15 protein-coding genes are annotated in these 18,581 nt (G+C 67.7%); 14 read left to right on the top strand and 1 reads right to left on the bottom strand.

Annotation, left to right across the window (positions count from 1 at the left end):
- Window positions 1–18 precede the first annotated feature (18 nt).
- The 14 genes from H4P35_RS04335 to H4P35_RS04270 all read left to right on the top strand — a co-directional run bounded on the left by H4P35_RS04335 (window position 19) and on the right by H4P35_RS04270 (window position 17,475).
- A complete protein-coding gene (locus H4P35_RS04335) occupies window positions 19–2,250 on the top strand; it encodes an indolepyruvate ferredoxin oxidoreductase subunit alpha (RefSeq protein WP_226848278.1) in 2,232 nt (743 codons plus the stop codon).
- Between the two features lie 13 nt (window positions 2,251–2,263).
- A complete protein-coding gene (locus H4P35_RS04330) occupies window positions 2,264–3,808 on the top strand; it encodes an indolepyruvate oxidoreductase subunit beta family protein (protein WP_226848277.1) in 1,545 nt (514 codons plus the stop codon).
- Window positions 3,809–3,835: 27 nt separating this feature from the next.
- Complete coding sequence (locus H4P35_RS04325; RefSeq protein ID WP_226848276.1) at window positions 3,836–4,813, top strand: PDR/VanB family oxidoreductase; 978 nt, start codon at window positions 3,836–3,838, stop codon at window positions 4,811–4,813.
- A 21-nt stretch (window positions 4,814–4,834) separates the two neighbouring features.
- Window positions 4,835–6,154, top strand: coding sequence for an aromatic ring-hydroxylating dioxygenase subunit alpha (locus H4P35_RS04320; RefSeq protein ID WP_226848275.1), 1,320 nt, complete (start codon window positions 4,835–4,837; stop codon window positions 6,152–6,154).
- Window positions 6,151–6,642 carry an aromatic-ring-hydroxylating dioxygenase subunit beta gene (locus H4P35_RS04315; RefSeq protein ID WP_226848274.1) on the top strand — a complete coding sequence of 164 codons (492 nt, stop codon included), beginning with the start codon at window positions 6,151–6,153 and terminating at the stop codon, window positions 6,640–6,642. The genes H4P35_RS04320 and H4P35_RS04315 overlap by 4 nt, the downstream gene beginning before the upstream one ends.
- Before the next feature lie 9 nt (window positions 6,643–6,651).
- The gene (locus H4P35_RS04310) at window positions 6,652–8,292 is read left to right on the top strand and encodes an AMP-binding protein (RefSeq protein ID WP_226848273.1); all 1,641 of its coding nucleotides are present in this window, start codon (window positions 6,652–6,654) and stop codon (window positions 8,290–8,292) included.
- Entirely contained in the window at window positions 8,289–9,458 is a 1,170-nt protein-coding gene (locus H4P35_RS04305) for a thiolase family protein (RefSeq protein WP_226848272.1), read from the top strand. The genes H4P35_RS04310 and H4P35_RS04305 overlap by 4 nt, the downstream gene beginning before the upstream one ends.
- Window positions 9,455–10,702 (top strand): SDR family NAD(P)-dependent oxidoreductase, encoded by a 1,248-nt coding sequence (locus H4P35_RS04300; RefSeq protein ID WP_226848271.1) that lies wholly within the window; start codon window positions 9,455–9,457, stop codon window positions 10,700–10,702. Before H4P35_RS04305 ends, H4P35_RS04300 begins: the two co-directional genes overlap by 4 nt.
- A 161-nt stretch (window positions 10,703–10,863) precedes the next feature.
- A complete protein-coding gene (locus tag H4P35_RS04295; RefSeq protein ID WP_226848270.1) occupies window positions 10,864–11,649 on the top strand; it encodes a cyclase family protein in 786 nt (261 codons plus the stop codon).
- Window positions 11,650–11,687: 38 nt separating this feature from the next.
- Window positions 11,688–12,416, top strand: coding sequence for an SDR family NAD(P)-dependent oxidoreductase (locus tag H4P35_RS04290; protein ID WP_226848269.1), 729 nt, complete (start codon window positions 11,688–11,690; stop codon window positions 12,414–12,416).
- A 162-nt stretch (window positions 12,417–12,578) separates the two neighbouring features.
- Window positions 12,579–13,730 (top strand): ABC transporter substrate-binding protein, encoded by a 1,152-nt coding sequence (locus tag H4P35_RS04285; RefSeq protein WP_108005030.1) that lies wholly within the window; start codon window positions 12,579–12,581, stop codon window positions 13,728–13,730.
- A 165-nt stretch (window positions 13,731–13,895) separates the two neighbouring features.
- Window positions 13,896–14,936 carry a branched-chain amino acid ABC transporter permease gene (locus H4P35_RS04280; protein WP_152383537.1) on the top strand — a complete coding sequence of 347 codons (1,041 nt, stop codon included), beginning with the start codon at window positions 13,896–13,898 and terminating at the stop codon, window positions 14,934–14,936.
- Window positions 14,933–16,729, top strand: a complete 1,797-nt coding sequence (locus H4P35_RS04275; RefSeq protein ID WP_226848267.1) for an ATP-binding cassette domain-containing protein — start codon at window positions 14,933–14,935, stop codon at window positions 16,727–16,729. Before H4P35_RS04280 ends, H4P35_RS04275 begins: the two co-directional genes overlap by 4 nt.
- Complete coding sequence (locus H4P35_RS04270) at window positions 16,726–17,475, top strand: ABC transporter ATP-binding protein (RefSeq protein ID WP_062840326.1); 750 nt, start codon at window positions 16,726–16,728, stop codon at window positions 17,473–17,475. The genes H4P35_RS04275 and H4P35_RS04270 overlap by 4 nt, the downstream gene beginning before the upstream one ends.
- On the opposite strand, the gene H4P35_RS04265 is transcribed toward H4P35_RS04270, so the two are convergent.
- Window positions 17,440–18,375 carry a glycosyltransferase family A protein gene (locus H4P35_RS04265; RefSeq protein ID WP_056321085.1) on the bottom strand — a complete coding sequence of 312 codons (936 nt, stop codon included), beginning with the start codon at window positions 18,373–18,375 and terminating at the stop codon, window positions 17,440–17,442. The two genes, H4P35_RS04270 and H4P35_RS04265, sit on opposite strands and share 36 nt — an antisense overlap.
- Window positions 18,376–18,581 lie beyond the last annotated feature (206 nt).

The raw sequence follows: 18,581 nt of genomic DNA, 5'->3' as shown, positions 1-18,581 counted from the left end.
TCCGCGTAAGGGATCCAGATGGCGGAAAGATCTTTCAAAAAAGAAGTCCAGCAGCTGCGCATCGGCGCGGGCGAGGAATTTCGCGGCGAAGGGATTCTTGCCGTCACGAAGGCGCTGCTTCAATCGGGCGTGGGCTACGTCGCCGGCTATCAGGGTTCGCCGATCTCGCATCTGATGGACGTGCTGGCCGACGCCAACGACATCCTGCAGGAACTGGGCGTGCACTTCGAGGCCAGCGCCTCGGAAGCCACCGCCGCGGCCACGCTGGCCGCCTCCGTCATGTACCCCATCCGCGGCGCCGTCACCTGGAAATCCACGGTGGGCACCAACGTCGCGTCCGACGCGCTGGCCAACCTGGCCTCGGGCGGCGTCACGGGCGGCGCGCTGGTCATCGTGGGCGAAGACTACGGCGAAGGTTCGTCGATCATGCAGGAACGCTCGCACGCGTTCGCCATGAAGTCGCAGATCTGGCTGCTGGACCCGCGCCCTAACCTGGAAAGCATGGTCAAGGCGGTGGAGGACGGCTTTGCGCTGTCCGAAGCCAGCAAGACGCCCGTGATGCTGCAACTGCGCATCCGCGGCTGCCACGTGCACGGGCGCTTCATCGCCAAGGAAAACAAGCGCCCGGCCTTCAGCCTGGCCGAGGCGCTGGAAAGCCCGGCGCGCGACACCAGCCGCATCGTGCTGCCGCCGGCGTCGTTCCTGCACGAACAGGAAAAGATCAAGGAGCGCTGGCCCGCGGCCATCCGCTACATCAAGGAACACCAGCTCAACGAACACTTCGACGGCGAGCAGGACGATATCGGACTGATCCTGCAGGGCGGCCTGTACAACGGCGTGATTCGCGCGCTGCAGCTCCTGGGCCTGGCGGACAACTTCGGCAACAGCCGCATCCCGCTGTACGTCATGAACGTGACCTATCCCGTCATCGAGGACGAGGTCATCGACTTCTGCCGGGGCAAGCGCGCCGTGCTGCTGCTGGAGGAAGGGCAACCGGACTACATCGAGCAGAACCTGCACGCGGTCCTGCGCCGCGCGGGTGTGAGCACGCAGTTGTCCGGCAAGGACGTGCTGCCGATGGCAGGCGAATACACCACCCAGGTCATGCGCGACGGCCTGCGCGAGTTCCTCAAGCGCAACCGGCCGGAATCGCTGCAGACGCATCCGGCCGTGGCGGCGGATGGCCAGACGCAAGCGCCGGCTGAACCGCAGCTCACGATCACCGAAATCTCGCGGCCCAAACCCGCGCGCCCCGCCGAGCAGCCCATCACCTTCCACAAGCACGTCGAAGGCCTGGCCGCCGTGGTGCCGCCGCGGCCCGCCGGCTTCTGTACGGGCTGTCCGGAGCGGCCGATCTTTTCGGCGCTGACGCTGGCGCAGGAAACACTGGGCCAGCACCATATCTCGTGCGACATCGGCTGCCACCTGTTTTCCATCCTGCCCCCGTTCAACCTGGGCGCCACGACGATGGGCTACGGCCTGGGCGCCTCCAGCGCGGCCGCGTTCAACGTGCCGGCCGCCAAGCGGCCCATCTCCATCATGGGCGACGGCGGCTTCTGGCATAACGGGCTGGCGTCCGGCATCGGCAACGCGGTGTTCAACAAGTACGACGGCGTCATCGTCATCGTCGACAACTTCTACGCCTCGGCCACCGGCGGGCAGGACATCCTGTCCTCGCGCGCCGACAACCCCGACCGCTCGACCAACAACCCTATCGACCAGGCCGTGCGCGGCGTGGGCGTGAAGTGGGTGCGCACGCTGGACCGGACCTACGACGTGGCCAAGGTGCGCGCCACCATCGAAGAGGCGCTGACCACCGACATCAAGGGTCCCAAGGTCATCATCGCGCAGTCCGAATGCATGCTGAACAAGCAGCGGCGCGTGAAGCCGCTCTTCAACAAGGCGGTCAAGGAAGGCAAGCGGGTCGTGAAGGAACGCTTTGGCGTGGATCCGGATGTCTGCACGGGCGACCACGCCTGTATCCGGCTGTCCGGCTGCCCGTCGCTGACGGTCAAGGACAGCGGCGATCCCCTCAAGGAAGATCCGGTCGCGCACGTGGAAAGCAGCTGCGTGGGCTGCGGCAACTGTGGCGAGGTCGCGCATGCGGCCGTGCTGTGCCCGTCGTTCTACCGCGCCGACATCATCCACAACCCGACCGGCGCCGACCGCTTCGTGGCGCGCCTGCGCGGCGCGGTGATCGGCTTTCTGCAACGGCGCCGCGCGGCGCGCCTGGCGCACGACGCCCTTTGAGGAACCCAGCACCATGAACGCGGCGGTGATGCAACAAGGCAACCCCATCAAGATCGCCATCCTGGCCATGGGCGGCCAGGGCGGCGGCGTGCTGGCCGACTGGATCGTCGACATGGCCGAGCACGCGGGCTGGTGGGCGCAGACGACCTCGGTGCCGGGCGTGGCGCAGCGCACCGGCGCCACGATCTACTACCTGGAGCTGCTGCCCGAGGCCGACGTGCAGCGCGCGGGCCGCCAGCCGGCGCTGGCGCTGATGCCCACGCCGGGCGACGTGGACCTGGTGGTGGCCGCCGAACTGATGGAAGGCGGCCGCGCCATCCAGCGCGGTCTTGTGACACCTGAACGCACGGTCCTGATCGCGTCGTCGCACCGCAGCTTTGCAGTCAGCGAAAAGTCCGCGCCCGGCAACGGGATCGCGGACCCGAACAAGGTGCTGGAAGCGGGACGCGCCGCCGCGCGCCGCTTCCTGTGCTTCGACCTGCAGGATCTGGCCGACCGCGCCGGCAGCGTCATCAGCGCCAGCCTCTTTGGCGCGGTGGCCGGCAGCGGCGCCCTGCCCTTTACCCGCGACGACTTCGAGGCCACCGTGCGGCGCGCGGGGCTGGGCGTGGACGCGAGCCTGCGGGCGTTTGCGCTGGGCTTCGAGTCGGCCGACAAGGCGCCGGACGCGCCCGCCGCCATCGACCTCGCGCGTCCCATTCCGCCCGTGCCCGAGCGCGCCGCCAGCCCGCGCGCGCAGGCCTTGCTGGACGCCATCCGGCGCGACTTTCCGGCCTGTGCGCAGCCCATGCTGACCGCGGGCGTGCGCCGCCAGATCGAGTTCCAGGACCTGGCCTACGCTGAAGACTACCTGCGCCGCATGAAGGCGATTCGCGACCTGGACGCGCAGCACGGCGGCGACGCCCGCCAATGGGCGCTGACCTGTGCCGCCGCGCGCTACGTGGCCACGGCCATGGCGTACGACGACGTGATCCGCGTGGCGGACCTGAAGACCCGCGGCACGCGCTTTGACCGCGTGCGTTCGGAAGTCGGCGCGCGCCCCGGCCAGCTCGTGGACACCACCGAATTCATGCACCCCCGGCTGGAAGAGATCTGCGGCACGATGCCGGCGCGGCTGGGCCGCTGGCTGGAGGGCTCCAAGGCCTTCGGCGGCTTCGTGGAGCGCAGGCTCGGCAAGGGCCGCCGCCTGCGCAGCGGCACGCTGGGCGGCTTCCTGATGCTGTACACGCTGGCCGGCATGCGGCGCTTCCGGCGCGGCACGCTGCGCCACCAGATCGAGACCGAATCCCTGGAAACGTGGCTGGCGCTGGTGGCCCGGCTGGCGCCGCGCGACTACGCGCTGGCGGTCGAGACCGTCAATTGCCGCCGCCTGGTTAAGGGCTACAGCGACACCCACGTGCGCGGCGGCGGCAAGTACCGGCAGCTTATCGCGGCGGCGGACCAGCTGGCCGGCCGTCCCGATGCCGCCGACGCGCTGCGCGCGCTGCGCGACACGGCGCTTGCCAACGTGAAGTGCGAGCCCATGGAACGCCAGATTGCGGAAAAACTGGCCGCCTGAGGCCGCCAACAGAAAGAGACAGACATCGTGCAGACACTCAAACTGATCGTCCGGGAAGTCCGGCAGGAATCGCCGCTGATCCGATCGTTCCGGCTGGCGCGCGAAGACGGCGGCGCGCTGCCCGCCTTCGGCCCCGGCGCGCACCTGAAGGTGACGATCCCCAGCCTGCGCGATCCGCGCTGCTATTCGCTGGTGCAGTTGGCGCCCGAGGCGGGACGCTTTGCCAAACCCGCCGAGTACCGCCTGGGCGTGCGGCTGGAAGAAACCAGCCAGGGCGGATCGCGCCACATGCATGCGCTGGCGGAGGGCGACGTGCTGACCGTGGAAGGCCCGAAGAACGACTTTCCGCTGCACGAATCGCCTGCCGGCGACGAGCCGGTCATTCTGATTGCGGGCGGCATCGGCATCACGCCGATTGCGTCCATGGCCGCCGCGCTCAAGTCCGCCGGCCGCGCGTTCCATCTGCATTACTGCGGCCGCAGCAAAGATCAGCTTGCCTTCCTGCCCGAGCTGCAGGCGCTGGCGGGCGGCGACCTGACGCTGCACGCCGACGACGATCCCGCGAGCCGGTTCGACCTGCAGGCGCTGCTGGCGTCGGCCACCCCGCGCCAGCACCTGTACGTCTGTGGCCCCAAGGGGCTGATCGACGCCGTCATCCAGGGCGCGCACGCGCGCCACTGGCCCGACGCCCACATCCATTTCGAGCTTTTCGCGACGGCCGCGCCGCAGGCCGGCGACCAGGCCTTCGAGGTCGAACTGCGCCAGTCCGGCCGCGTGCTGACGATTCCTGCCGACAAGACCATCGTCGAGGTCATGGAGGAAGAAGGCTGCGACCCGATGGTCGACTGCAAGCGCGGCGAATGCGGCGTGTGCCAGGCCACCGTGCTGGAAGGCGAGCCCGACCACCGCGACTATTACCTGTCCGACACCGAGAAGGCGAGCGGCAAGATCATCCAGATCTGCATCTCGCGCGCCAAGACCGCGCGCCTGGTGCTGGACCTGTAGTCCCCCGACAAGGAAGCGACCATGGGCAAATACCGCGACAATCCCGACGCCATCCGCGCGCTGCTCCGCGACACCGAGGTGCACAAGGACCTTTTCATCGACCAGGAACTGTTCGACCTGGAAATGGAACGCCTGTACGCCAACACCTGGGTCTTTGTCGGCCACGACAGCCAGGTGCCCAACCCGGGCGACTACATCACCACCACCGTCGGCAACCAGCCGGTGGTGATGGTCCGCCACAGCGACAAAAGCGTGCGCGTGCTGCACAACCGCTGCCCGCACAAGGGCACCATGGTCGCGGGCGAGGCCTGCGGCAACACGGGCAAGTTCTTTCGCTGCCCTTATCACGCCTGGACGTTCAAGACGGACGGCAGCCTGCTGTCGATCCCGCTGAAAAAAGGCTACGAGAACACCGGCCTGGAAAACTGCGAAGCCAGCCAGGGCATGGCCGCCGTGAAAGACGTGCGCAACCATCGCGGCTTCGTCTTCTGCCGGCTGAACCCCGAGGGCCAGTCGTTCGAGGAATTCTTCGGCGATTCGCTTTCGACGCTGGACAACATGGTCGACCGCTCGCCCGAAGGCCGCCTTGAAGTCGCCGGCGGCGTGCTGCGCTACATGCACCGCTGCAACTGGAAGATGCTGGTCGACAACCAGACCGACACCTGCCATCCGATGGTCGCGCACGAATCCTCGGCGGGCACGGCGGTCAAGGTCTGGGAACAGGCGCCCGAAGGCACGCCCAAGCCGATGGCGGTCGAGCTGTTCGCGCCGTTCATCTCGCCCTACGAGTTCTTCGAGAACATGGGCATCCGCGTCTGGGAAAACGGGCACGGGCACACCGGCGTTTCCGACTCCATCCACGCCTCGTATTCGGGCGTCCCGGGCTATTGGGATTCGATGGTGCAGGCCTACGGCGAAGACCGCGCCAAGGCGATCCTGGGCGACGTGCGCCACAACACGGTGTACTTCCCCAACATCATGGTCAAGGGGCCGATCCAGACGCTGCGGATCTTCAAGCCGATCGCCGCCGACCGCACGCTGGTGGAGTCCTGGACGTTCCGCCTGGTGGGCGCGCCGGACCTGCTGCTTGAACGCACGCTCATGTACAACCGGCTCATCAACGCGCCGACGTCCGTGGTGGGCCACGACGACCTGGAAATGTACGAACGCGCCCAGGACGGCCTGCACTCGCGCGCACGCGACTGGGTCAACGTGGGACGGCTCTACGCACCCGGCGAAGCGGACCAGAAGAACGTCGTCACCAATGGCACCAACGAATGGCAGATGCGCAATCAGTACCGCGCATGGGGCCGCTACATGACCGGATCGGAGTCGGTATGAGCGCAAGCGACCGCGAGTTGATCGATTTTGTCTACGCCGAGGCGCGCATGCTGGACGAGCTGCGCTTCGAGGAATGGCTGAACCTGTACACGGACGGCGGCTATTACTGGATGCCGCTGGCGCATGGACAGACCGATGCGAAGCTGCACGCCTCGCTGATGTACGAGGACAAGCTGCTGCTGCGCGTGCGCGTCGAGCGGCTGGCGGGCCAGCGCACGTTCTCGCAGCAGCCCAAGAGCCGCTGCCATCACCTGCTGCAGGCGCCCACGGTCGAGCATGACCATCCCGAATCGGCGCCTGCCGAAGGGCGGCACGTAGTGCGCACCGCCTTCCATTACGTCGAAACGCGGCAGGACACGCAGACCCTCTTTGCGGGCTGGGCCACGCATCACCTGGTGGAACAAGACGGCGCGCTGCGCATCCGCCTGAAACGCGTGGACCTCGTCAACTGCGACGCGGCCTTTGGCAACATCCAACTGTTCATGTAGGAGCGGACCGTGACCGCCACCGTCCACCAGGCCTTTGCCGACACCGCATCCCGCCACGGCGGCCAGCCGTTCCTGTGCATCCTGCCCGAAACGGCGGATGCCTATGGCATCGAGGCCGGCGAACTGACCTACGGCAAGGCGGCCGACGCCATCGTGACGCTGCGCGCCGCGTATGAGAAGGCGGGCTATGGCCACGGCCACCGCGCCGGCCTGCTGCTGGAAAACCGGCCCGCGTTCTTCCTGCACTGGTTTGCGCTGAATGCGCTGGGCGTGTCCGTCGTGCCGATCAATCCGGACCTGCGCGCCGCCGAACTGGAGTATCTGGCCGGCCATTCCGAGATCGCGCTGGCAGTCGCGCTGCCGGGACGCCACGCGGACCTGCTGGCGGCAGCGGACCGGGCGGGCCGGGAACTGCGCGTGATGGGCCCGGACGACACGCCGCCCACCGCGCCCTTCGCCGCGCCCCTGCAAGGCACGCCGCCTTCCGAACTGACCGAGTGCGCGCTGCTCTACACGTCCGGCACCACCGGCCGGCCCAAAGGCTGCATCCTGCCCAACCGCTATTTTCTGCATGCGGGCGGCTGGTACGCCCGCATCGGCGGACTGGCCGCGCTACGGCCCGGCCAGGAACGGATGCTGACGCCGCTGCCGCTGGTGCACATGAACGCCATGGCCTATTCCGCGATGGCGATGGTGCTGACGGGTGGCTGCCTGATCCCGCTGGACCGCTTTCACCCGCGCTCGTGGTGGGACAGCGTGCGCGAGTCGCGCGCCACCGTGCTGCACTACCTGGGCGTCATGCCCGCCATCCTGATGAAGGCCGAGCCTTCCTCGCAGGATCTGCAGCCGGCCATCCGCTTCGGCTTCGGCGCGGGCGTGGACCGCAAGCTGCATGCGCCCTTCGAGGCGCGCTTCGGCTTTCCGCTGCTGGAGGCCTGGGCCATGACCGAGACCGGCGCGGGCGCCGTCATCATCGCCAACCGGGAACCGCGCCACGTCGGCACCAGCAGCTTCGGCAGCGAGGAAGCTGACGTCGAGGTGCGCATCGTGACCGACGCGGGCGAACCGGCCGCCATCGGCGAACCGGGCGAACTGCTGGTGCGCCACGCCGGCGAGGATCCGCGCTATGGCTTTTTTGCCGGCTACCTGAAGGACGACGCCGCCACCAACGAAGCCTGGGAAGGCGGCTGGTTCCACACCGGCGACATCGTGCGCCGCGAGGCCGACGGCGCCCTGCGCTTTGTCGACCGCAAGAAGAACGTCATCCGCCGCAGCGGCGAGAACATCTCGGCCGTGGAAGTGGAAAGCGTGCTGATGCAGCATCTGCTGGTGAAGGCCGTGGCGGTGGCCGCCGTGCCGGACCCGGTGCGCGGCGACGAGGTGCTGGCCTGCGTCGTGCCGGAAGCGCTGCCCGCCGGCGCGGACGCAATGGCCGAGGCCGCGCGCAGCATCGTGCAATGGTCGCTGTCGCAGTTGGCGTATTACAAGGCGCCCGGGTATGTCGCGTTCGTGGACAGCCTGCCGCTCACCACCACCAACAAGATCCAGCGCGGCGAGATGAAGGCGCTGGCGCCCACCCTGCCGGGCACGGCGCGCTGCGTGGACACGTGCCACATGAAGAAGCGCCCGACCGAGGGGACGCGCCCATGAGCCGCCTGGGCTATGACGGCGTCGTGGCGGCCCTGCCCGTCACCATTCCCTATGAACGCTATTCCACGCACGCCGCGCACTGGTGGCTGGGACGCGCGCTGGGCGCGCTGATCCGGCAATCCGGGCTGGCCAAGACCGACGTCGACGGCCTGTGCGTGTCCAGCTTCACGCTGGCGCCGGACACGGCGGTCGGTCTGGTCCAGCACCTGGGCATGACGCCGCGCTGGCTCGATCACATCCCGATGGGCGGGGCGAGCGGCGTGGCCGCACTACGCCGCGCCGCGCGCGCCGTGCAGGCGGGCGATGCCGACATCGTGGCCTGCCTGGCCGGCGACACCAACCACGTGGACTCGTTTCGCAACACGGTCAGCCAGTTCTCGCGCTTTGCGCAGGACGCCGTCTACCCGTATGGCGCCGGCGGCCCGAATGCGAGCTTTGCGCTGCTGACCGCCAACTACATGCGCCAGACCGGCGGTACACGCGAGGATTTCGGCAAAGTCTGCGTGGCGCAACGCGACAACGCCCTGCGCTACCCGCACGCGCTGATGAAAAAGCCGCTGACGCTCGCCCAATACCTGGACGCGCGCGTCATCACCGAACCGATCCACCTGTTCGATTGCGTCATGCCCTGCGCGGGCGCCGACGCGTTCCTGGTGATGAGCGAGGACCGCGCCCGCGCGCTGAACCTGCCTTATGCGCGCATCCTGTCCACCATCGAGCGCCACAACGCGTGGATCGACGATCCCATTCAGACGCGGGGCGGCTGGACGCTGGACATCGATGAACTGTATGGGCAGGCCAATGCCGGCCCCGCGGACATGGACTTCCTGCAGGCCTATGACGACTATCCCGTCATCAACCTGATGCAGATGGAAGACCTGGGGTTCTGCGAGAAAGGCGCCGCGCCGCAGTTCGTGCGGGACAACACCTTCACCGTGGACGGCAGCTTTCCGTTCAACACCAACGGCGGCCAGCTGTCGGTGGGCCAGGCCGGCGCGGCCGGCGGCTACCTGGGTATGGTCGAGGCGCTGCGCCAGTTGACGGGCACGGCCGGCGGCACGCAGGTACGCGAGGCGCGCGTGGGGCTGGTCAGCGGCTTTGGCATGATCAATTACGACCGCGGGCTGTGCACCGCCGCGGCCATCCTGGCAAGGAGCGACGCATGACCGAGCCGCTGGCCAAGCCGCCGCGCAAGAACCCCGTCGCCCGGACCCGGCAGCCCACGCTGCCGCCCGGCTCGCGCAGCCGCGCCGCGCTGGGCCTGACGGCCGCTGCCGCCGAGGGGCGGTTCGATCTGCAGACCTGCGCCGATTGCGGCACGGTGCAGTACCCGCCGCGCGAAGTCTGCGGCCATTGCCTGTCCGAGCACCTGCCCTGGCGGCCCGCCGACCCGAACGGCGTGCTGCTCGTCAGCACGACGCTGCATCACAGCAACGACCTGTACTTCCGCGAACGCCTGCCGTGGCGCGTGGGGACGGTGCGGATGGACGCCGGTCCCTCCGTCGTGGCGCACGTCCACCAGGACTGCGCCGACGGCGCGCGCGTGCGCCTGGCCCTGAAACTGGACCGCAGCGGCCAGGCCGTCATGATCGCCCTGCCCGAAAGGAATACGCCGAACATGGAAGACGACAAGACACTGCGCGAGACCTCGTGCGATCCGAAATTCCGACGCGCGCTGGTCACCGACGGCAAGTCGGCCGTGGGCCAGGCCGTGGCGCGCGCGCTGCTCGATGCGGGCAGCCCGCTGGTCTTCCTGGGCGACCCGCAGGCGTGGCGGCGCGACGCCGCGTTCGACGCCCTGGCGATGGACCCGCGCGTGCAGGCCGTGACGCTGGACGTGACCGACACCGATTCCGTGGAGCGCGTGGCCGCGTCCATCGGCGGCAAGGTCGAGATCCTGGTCAACACGGCCGACCTGGAGCGCGAGGGCGGGCTGCTGAGCCGCAAGGACGTGAACACCGCGCGCGATGCCATGGACGTCAATGTGCTGGGGCTGATGCGGCTGGCGCAGAGCTTCGGCCCCGCGCTGTGCGGCCGCGCCGCCGACGGCGTGAACAGCGCCGCAGCGTGGGTCAACGTGCTGTCGATCTACGCGCACATGAACCTGCCGGCGCGCGGCATGTGGTCGGCATCCAAGGCCGCCGCGCTGTCGCTGGCGCAATGCCTGCGCGCGGAAATGCGCGGCGCGGGCGTGCGGGTGGTGAACGTGTTTCCCGGCCCGGTCGATCACGAATGGGAACAACGCACCCCGCCCCCGCGTGTTGCGCCAGCGGCCATCGCCGCCGCCATCGTGCGCGCGCTGAAGGACGGCATCGAAGACGTGTACGTGGGCGACGTGGCGCAGGAGTTCCGGGCGCGGCTGGCTGAGAACCCGAAGGGACTGGAGCGGGAGCTGGGCGCGGGCGGCTGACCGCTGGATCACGCGGTGTCAGACACCTACGCAGCAGAAGAACCCGGTGTCTGACACCCCGGGGAGACAGCCGGCAGCTTGGCACGGCGTCTCAAAGGGTGTCAGACACCTACGAAGCAAAGGGTGTCCGACACCCGCAGGAACCAACAGGAGAGCGCATCGTGAGTCAACCTATCCTTGCCCAGTTCATGACCGAGCTGGTCTCCGGGCGCATCCGCCTGGTGGACCTGACTGAAACGCTGACGCCGGAGTTTCCGACCATCGTGCTGCCGCCGGAATTCGGGCAGGCCTGGCCGTTCCGGATCGAGGAAATCTCGCGCTACGACGAGCGCGGTCCGGCCTGGTACTGGAATAACTTCTCGTGCTCCGAACACACCGGCACGCACTTCGATGCGCCCGCGCACTGGGTCACGGGCAAGGACCAGCCGGACAACACGGTGGACACGATTCCCATCGACGCCTTCATCGCCAGCGCCTGCGTGATCGACTGTTCCGCCCAAGCGGCCGGCAACCCGGACTTCCTCTTGACGATCGACTTCGTCAAGAAATGGGAAGAACAGCACGGCCGCATCCCCGCCCGGTCCTGGGTGCTGATGCGCACCGACTGGTCCAAGCGCGCCAAGCCCGCCGACTACCTGAACATGCAGGCCGACGGCGCGCATTCGCCCGGCCCCGACGCCGAGGTCGTGCCGTGGCTCATCAAGGAACGCGACGTGCACGGGTTCGGCACCGAATCGGTGGGCACGGACGCCGGGCAAGCCCAGCATCTGGATCCGCCCTATCCCTGCCACTACTACATGCACGGCAACAACCGATACGGCCTGCAGTGCCTGACCAACCTGGACCAGTTGCCGGCCACCGGCGCGGTGATCTTCTCGGCGCCGCTCAAGATCCGCAGCGGCTCGGGCAGTCCGCTGCGCGTGCTGGCGCTGGCGCCCACGGCCTGACGCCGTCCCGCCCACACCAATAATCAAAGGGGGAAACCATGACGCAAACCCATGTGGCCATCGTGACCGGCGGCAGCGCCGGCATCGGCGCGGAAATCTGCCGCAGCATGCTCGACGCGGGCTGCGAGGTGATCTCGATGGCGCGCCGCGCGGCGGATTTCTCGCATCCGCGGCTGCACAACGTGCAGGTGGACCTGCTGGATGCCGCCGCCACCGCGCAGGCGGGCGCCGAGGTCGCCGCGAAGTTTGCGGTCAGCCACGTTATTCACAACGCCGGCGTGATCTGGCCAAACCTGCTGCCGCAGGTCACGCAGGAAGAACTGCATGGGTTGACGCAGATCCACCTGGGCGCGGCGATCAGCCTGGTCCAGGCGGCCCTGCCCGGCATGCAGGAACGCAAGTTCGGCCGCATCGTGATGATGTCCTCGCGCGGCGCGCTGGGCCTGCCCACGCGCACCGCCTACTCGGCCACCAAGGCCGGCATGATCGGCATGGCGCGCACCTGGTCGCTGGAGCTTGCGCCTTACGGCATCACGGTCAACGTGGTGGCGCCCGGTCCCATCCAGACCGACATGTTCTACGAGGTGATCGAGGCCGGCAGCGAGCGCGAACGGCAGCTTGCCGAGGGCATCCCGGTCAAGCGGCTGGGCCGTTCGGACGACGTGGCGCGCGCCGTCATGTTCTTTGCCGATCCCGCCAACAGCTTCGTGACCGGCCAGACGCTGTTCGTCTGCGGCGGCGCGAGCGTCAGCTCAATCACCATCTGACCGTCGCTTCGGGTTTTGACGGATAGGTAAGCACCGGGACCCGGGTCTACAGTGCTGATCCTTGAAGGTAAGAAACTTTAAGCAACAAGTATTCCCGCAGTTCCCGTTTTCTCCGCTTTCCAGCCGCACTCCCACTCTGCTCCCTACCCCGGAGGTTTTGCCATGCTGTCGAAGAAACTCCCCCTGGCCGCCGTCGCTGCCGTCGCCGCCCTGTTCGCCCTGCCCGCCCTGGCCCAAGTCAAGGTCGGCGTGGTCACCTCGTCCACCGGCCCCACCGCGCTGGTCGGGATTCCGCAAAAGAACACGGTGCCGCTGCTGCCCAAGAAGATCGGCGACCTGACCGTGGAATACATCTCGCTGGATGACGCCAGCGACTCGACCAACTCGGTCACGGCCTTCAAGAAACTGATCACGGAGCAGAACGTGGACGCGCTGATCGGCCCGTCGGGTTCGCCCAATGCGATGGGCGTGATCCAGTTCGCCGCCGAGGCAGGCGTGCCGATGCTGGCGCCGGTGGGCACCGCCGCGGTGGTGCTGCCGATGAACGATCAGAAGAAGTGGGTGTTCAAGACCACGCAGAACGACGACATCATCGCGCGCGCGCTGGTGGACCACATGGCCAAGACCGGCATCAAGACCGTCGGCTTCATCGGCCTGAACGACCCGTACGGCGAGAACTGGTACAAGGTTTTCTCGGGACTGGCCGCGGAAAAGGGCATCAAGATCACCGCCAACGAGCGCTACCTGCGCTTTGACAGCTCGGTCACGGGCCAGGCGCTGAAGATCCTGGCCGCCAAGCCGGACGCCGTGCTGGTGGCCGCGCCGGGCGCCGCCAGCGTGCTGCCGCAGACCACGCTGTTCGACCAGGGCTACAAGGGCAAGTTCTACCAGACCCACGGCGCCGCGCTGCCCGACTTCCTGAAGCTGGGCGGCAAGAAGGTCGAAGGCACGGTGCTGGCCGCCAGCCTGATGCTGGTGCTGCCGGAAATGCCGGACAGCAATCCGTCCAAGAAGGTCGCCGCCGACTACATCGCCGCCTACGAAAAGCTCAACGGCTCCAAGCCCGCCACCTTCGGCGCCAACGTCTACGACGCCGGCCTGCTGCTGGAGAAGGCCGTGCCGATCGCCGAGAAGGCCGGCAAGCCGGGCACCAAGGAGTTCCGCAGCGCCCTGCGCGATGCGCTGGAGCAGACCAAGGAGCTGGTCGGCACGCAAGGCGTCTACAACATGAGCGCGGCAGACCACAGCGGCTTTGACGAACGCGGCCGCGAGCTCATCACCGTCAAAGACGGCAACTGGACGCTAGTCAAGTAAAAGGATCTCCCCCCACGCTCACATGCGCTGCGGGCGTCGCCAGAATGCAGGCTCTGCGCGTCCCATCGGGATGCCACGGATCCGGGCTCCGCCGGTCCGCAGGCATGCCCCCTGGGGGGAAGCGCGCAGCGCTTCGGGGGGGACATCCGCTTATTGGAATTCTGTATGAATGCTCAGATTGCCTTGATACTCGGGCAGGACGGCATCACCAATGGCGCCATCTACGCGCTCCTGGCGTTGTCCATCCTGCTGGTCTTCACCGTCACCCGCGTCCTGTTCATCCCGCAGGGCGAGTTCGTCGCGTTTGGCGCGCTCACCATGGCCGCCATGCAGGCCGGCAAGCCCATCCTGCTGGTGTGGCTGCTGCTCGCGTTCGCGCTGGCTGAGACCGCCGCCGACCTGATGGCGCGCCGCAAACGGCCCGCCCGGCGCGGCGCCCATTGGCGCATGGCGGCCAAGGTGATCTATCCGCTGGCGCTTGCGCTGCTGCTGTACCGCCTGCCGCTGGCGCAGTTGCCGATGGCCGTGCAGGCGCTTCTGACGTTGCTGCTGCTGGTGCCGATGGGACCGCAGCTCTATCGCCTGTTCTATCAGCCGATCGCGTCGGCCTCGACGCTGGTGCTGCTGATCGTGTCCATCGCGGTCCACCTGGCGCTCGTCGGCCTGGGGCTGCTGGCCTTCGGCGCGGAAGGCGCGCGCACGGCACCCTTCAGCGACGCCAGCCTGTCGCTGGGTCCGGTCAACGTGAACAGCCAGGCGCTGTGGGTCGTGGCGGTGTCGGTGGTGCTGATCGTCGTGCTGTACCAGTTCTTTGAACGCTCGATGTACGGCAAGGCGCTGCGCGCCGCGGCGTTCAACCGGATCGGCGCGCGCCTGATGGGCATCTCGCCCGTGTTCGCGGGCAAGGCCACGTTCTTTCTGGCGGCGCTGATCGGCACCGTGTCCGGCATTCTCATCGCGCCGATCACGACCATGTATTTCGATTCGGGCTTCATGGTCAGCCTGAAGGGCTTCGTCGGCGCCATCATCGGCGGGCTGGTGAGCTACCCGCTCGCCGCGGCGGGCGCCGTGCTGGTGGGCCTGATCGAAGCGTTCTCGTCGTTCTGGGCCAGCGCCTACAAGGAGATCATCGTGTTCACGCTGATCATCCCCGTGCTGCTCTGGCGTTCACTCAACAGCCATCACGTCGAGGAAGAAGACGAATGACCCCGCGCCACATCCTCCTCGCCTTCCTGGCTCTGCTGGCGCTCGGCCCCCTGGTGCTGCCGCCGTTCTATGTGACGCTGCTGAACTACATCGGCCTGTATGCGCTGGTGGCGCTGGGCCTGGTGCTGCTGACCGGCGTCGGCGGCCTGACCAGCTTCGGGCAGGCCGCCTTCGTGGGCGTCGGCGCCTACACGACAGCGCTCCTGACCACCCGCGCGGACACGCTGCCCGCGTGGCTGGGCTGGCTGGGAGCATCGCCCTGGCTCACGCTGCTGGCCGGCCTGGCCCTGACGCTGGCGCTTGCGTACCTGCTGGGCGCCATCACGCTGAAACTGTCCGGCCACTTCCTGCCGCTGGGCACCATCGCCTGGGGCCTGTCGCTGTATTTCGTGTTCGGCTCCGTCGAAGGTCTGGGCGGTCACACCGGCATCCCCGACATTCCGGCCATCAGCCTGTTCGGCTGGACGCTCAACCAGGGCGGCAACATCTACTACCTGATCTGGGCCTTCCTGCTGGTCGCCGTCTGGTCCACGCAGAACCTCCTGGACTCGCGCGAAGGCCGCGCGATCCGCGCGCTCAAGGGCGGACGCGTGATGGCCGAATCGATGGGCGTGGACACGGCGCGCTCGCGCATGGTGATCTTCGTCATCGCGGCCTTGCAGGCCTGCGCGTCGGGCTGGCTGTACGCGCACATGCAGCGCTTCGTGAACCCCAATCCCTTCGGCCTGCAGATGGGCATCGAGTACCTGTTCATGACCGTCATCGGCGGCGCCGGGCAGGTGTGGGGCGCGCTGGTGGGCGCGGGCGTCTTCACGGTGCTCAAGCAATGGCTGCAGGACCTCTTGCCCAAGGTGCTGGGCCAGACCGGCAACTTCGAAGTGATCGTCTTCGGCTTCGGCATGGTGCTGCTGCTGCACCGCGCCCGCAGCGGCCTGTGGCCCGTGCTGACGCGCTGGGTGCCGGTCAAGCGCAAGCCGCGCACGGTCGACATGACCGCCGAGCCGCTGCCCCGCCGCACCATGCCGCCCCGCGGCGAGGTGGTGCTCAAAGCCGTGGACGTGACGCGCAAGTTCGGCGGCCTGGTCGCCAATAACGCCATGAACCTGGAGATCCGCGCGGGCGAAGTGCTGGCGCTGATCGGCCCGAACGGCGCGGGCAAGAGCACGATGTTCAACCAGATATCCGGCGTGGACACGCCGACCTCGGGACAAGTCACGCTGCTGGGCCAGCCGGTGGCCGGCGTGGGCGCGCGCAAGATCGCGCGCCTGGGGCTGTCGCGCACCTTCCAGCACGTGCGGCTGCTGGGCCGCATGAGCGTGCTGGAAAACGTGGCCATCGGCGCGCACCTGCGCGGGCATCGCGGCGTGTTGCCGGCTGCCTGGCGGCTGGACCGTCCGGAAGAAGCCCGTCTGCTGGCCGAAGCCGCGCGCCAGGTCGAGCGCGTGGGACTGGGCAAGCATCTGCACGACGAGGCCGGCTCGCTGGCATTGGGTCAGCAGCGCATCCTGGAAATCGCGCGCGCCCTGGCCTCGGACCCGTGCATCCTGCTGCTGGACGAACCTGCGGCGGGCCTGCGCTACCAGGAAAAATGCGAGCTGGCCGAATTGCTGAAACGTCTGCGCGCCGAAGGCATGGCCATCCTGCTCGTCGAACATGACATGGATTTCGTGATGGGCCTGGTGGATCGCGTGGTGGTCATGGACTTTGGCGAGAAGATCGCCGAAGGCCTGCCGACCGAGATCCAGCAGAATCCCGCAGTGCTTGAAGCCTATCTGGGCGGAGTGGAAGAATGAGCGCGAAACTGCTGCAAGTGCGCGACCTGCGCGTGGCCTACGACAAGGTGGAAGCGGTCTCGGGCGTCAGCCTGGAAGTGGGCGAAGGCCAGATCGTCACCGTCATCGGTCCCAACGGCGCGGGCAAGACCACGCTGCTGTCGGCCATCATGGGCGTGCTGCCGTCGCAGGGCGGCATCGTCTTTGGCGGCAAGACGCAAGCGCACGCCGAGATCGAGGAAATGGTCGCCGCCGGCATGAACCTGGTGCCGGAAAAGCGCGAGCTCTTTGCCGAGATGACGGTCGAGGACAACCTGATGCTGGGCGCTTTCGACCGCTACCGCCGCGGCCTGCGCGACCAGGACCAGACGCTGGCCGAGGTCTATGACCTGTTTCCCCGGCTGCGCGAACGGCGGGTCCAACTGGCCGGCACGCTGTCCGGCGGCGAGCGCCAGATGCTGGCGGTGGGACGCGCGCTGATGGCCAAGCCCCGCCTGTTGATGCTGGACGAACCCAGCCTGGGGCTTGCGCCACGCATCGTGCGCGAGGTCTTTCGCATCGTGGCGCGGCTGCGCGAGATGGGCGTGTCCATCCTGCTGATCGAACAGAACGCGCGCGCCGCGCTGCAGGTGGCCGATTACGCCTACGTGCTGGAAACTGGCGCCGTCACGCTGGAAGGCCCCGCGGCCGACGTGGCGCAGGATCCGCGCGTGGTGGAGGTCTATCTGGGATTAGGCCACGCCGCGCCGCCGGTCGCGGCGGTATAGCGCGTAGCCCAGCGGGTACATGACGGCCACGAGGAACGTCGCGACCGGATGGGTCAGGCGGTAAGCCTGGACGGCCGTGGGCACGCCCGAATGTTTCAGGTGCAGCCTGAAGCGCGTGTAGCGCGCCGCGGCCATCATGAATTCGCGTGGACGGTAGCGGAAGAATTCCAGGTGATGCTGCAGCATGTCCCAGGCCAGCAGATACAGGCCCTGGGCGTTGTTCGCCACCGATACCGCCCCCTGGCTCAGCCCGCCGGGCGTGTCGTGATACGTGCGCACGACGCGGTTGATGAAGCGGCTTAGATAGCCGGCGCGGGCGACGGCCCACCACACCAGGCTTTCGGGCACGAAGCCCGCCACGTCCTCGGGAAACGGATACTTGCGCAGGATGTCGGTGCGCATACAGCCGAATTTCTCGCCCTTGATGCGATAGCGGAAATACACGTCCACCGCCGTGCTGTCGAAGACATCCTGCGGATAGCGGTCGCCCACGATGCTGCCGTCGGGCCGCGCGCACAGGCCGGTTATGGCGAAGTACGAGTCGCGGCGCGCGGGCGGAATGGCGTTCCAGGCTTCATGGAAGATGGCCAGCGCGTCGGGGGGCATTTCGTCGTCGCTGTCCAGGCCAACGATCATCTGGCCGCGCGCCTCGCGCACGCCACGGTTGAAGGCGGTCTTCTTGTGCTGGTTGTTCTGCCAGACATAGCGGATCGGAAAATCCGCCAGCGACTGCCAGTGCAGGATGGACTCGTGCGTGTTGTCGGTGGAGCCATCGTCCACGACGACCCATTCGAAATCCCGGAAGGTCTGCCGGCAGAGCGATTCGTAGACGCGGTGCAGGGTCCCTGCCCGGTTGTAGGTCGGCGTCAGAACAGTGAAAAAAATCGGTGTATCGGTCATGCCTGCTGTGCCCCTTGCGATCTTCCAGAAACCGCTGCGGTCTTGGTTCTTATGATTTCGCCTGAAGTGTAGGGGATATGCCTGCGCCAACCGATGGCACGTCTTTGGAATTTGCAATCAAATCTGACAAACCGTGCGGTTTTTTTTGATAACGCGCCCGGCCGCGGCCGTTGGGGCGCGCAGCGGACTGGCGTAAACTCGGGCGG

The organism is Achromobacter sp. 77, from assembly GCF_020541125.1.
GTDB classification, from domain to species: Bacteria; Pseudomonadota; Gammaproteobacteria; order Burkholderiales; family Burkholderiaceae_B; genus Achromobacter; species Achromobacter mucicolens.
Note: the sequence above shows the minus strand (reverse complement) of the source record. Positions and strands in the feature narration are given on the sequence as shown.

Excerpts from the sequence above, each read along its gene's own strand:
- H4P35_RS04315 (WP_226848274.1), top strand. The coding sequence starts at position 6,151 with ATGAGCGCAAGCGACCGCGAGTTGATCGATTTTGTCTACGCCGAGGCG.
- H4P35_RS04330 (WP_226848277.1), top strand. The coding sequence starts at position 2,264 with ATGAACGCGGCGGTGATGCAACAAGGCAACCCCATCAAGATCGCCATC.
- H4P35_RS04280 (WP_152383537.1), top strand. The coding sequence starts at position 13,896 with ATGAATGCTCAGATTGCCTTGATACTCGGGCAGGACGGCATCACCAAT.
- H4P35_RS04290 (WP_226848269.1), top strand. The coding sequence starts at position 11,688 with ATGACGCAAACCCATGTGGCCATCGTGACCGGCGGCAGCGCCGGCATC.
- H4P35_RS04335 (WP_226848278.1), top strand. The coding sequence starts at position 19 with ATGGCGGAAAGATCTTTCAAAAAAGAAGTCCAGCAGCTGCGCATCGGC.
- H4P35_RS04305 (WP_226848272.1), top strand. The coding sequence starts at position 8,289 with ATGAGCCGCCTGGGCTATGACGGCGTCGTGGCGGCCCTGCCCGTCACC.
- H4P35_RS04265 (WP_056321085.1), bottom strand. The coding sequence starts at position 18,375 with ATGACCGATACACCGATTTTTTTCACTGTTCTGACGCCGACCTACAAC.
- H4P35_RS04320 (WP_226848275.1), top strand. The coding sequence starts at position 4,835 with ATGGGCAAATACCGCGACAATCCCGACGCCATCCGCGCGCTGCTCCGC.
- H4P35_RS04275 (WP_226848267.1), top strand. The coding sequence starts at position 14,933 with ATGACCCCGCGCCACATCCTCCTCGCCTTCCTGGCTCTGCTGGCGCTC.
- H4P35_RS04285 (WP_108005030.1), top strand. The coding sequence starts at position 12,579 with ATGCTGTCGAAGAAACTCCCCCTGGCCGCCGTCGCTGCCGTCGCCGCC.
- H4P35_RS04300 (WP_226848271.1), top strand. The coding sequence starts at position 9,455 with ATGACCGAGCCGCTGGCCAAGCCGCCGCGCAAGAACCCCGTCGCCCGG.
- H4P35_RS04270 (WP_062840326.1), top strand. The coding sequence starts at position 16,726 with ATGAGCGCGAAACTGCTGCAAGTGCGCGACCTGCGCGTGGCCTACGAC.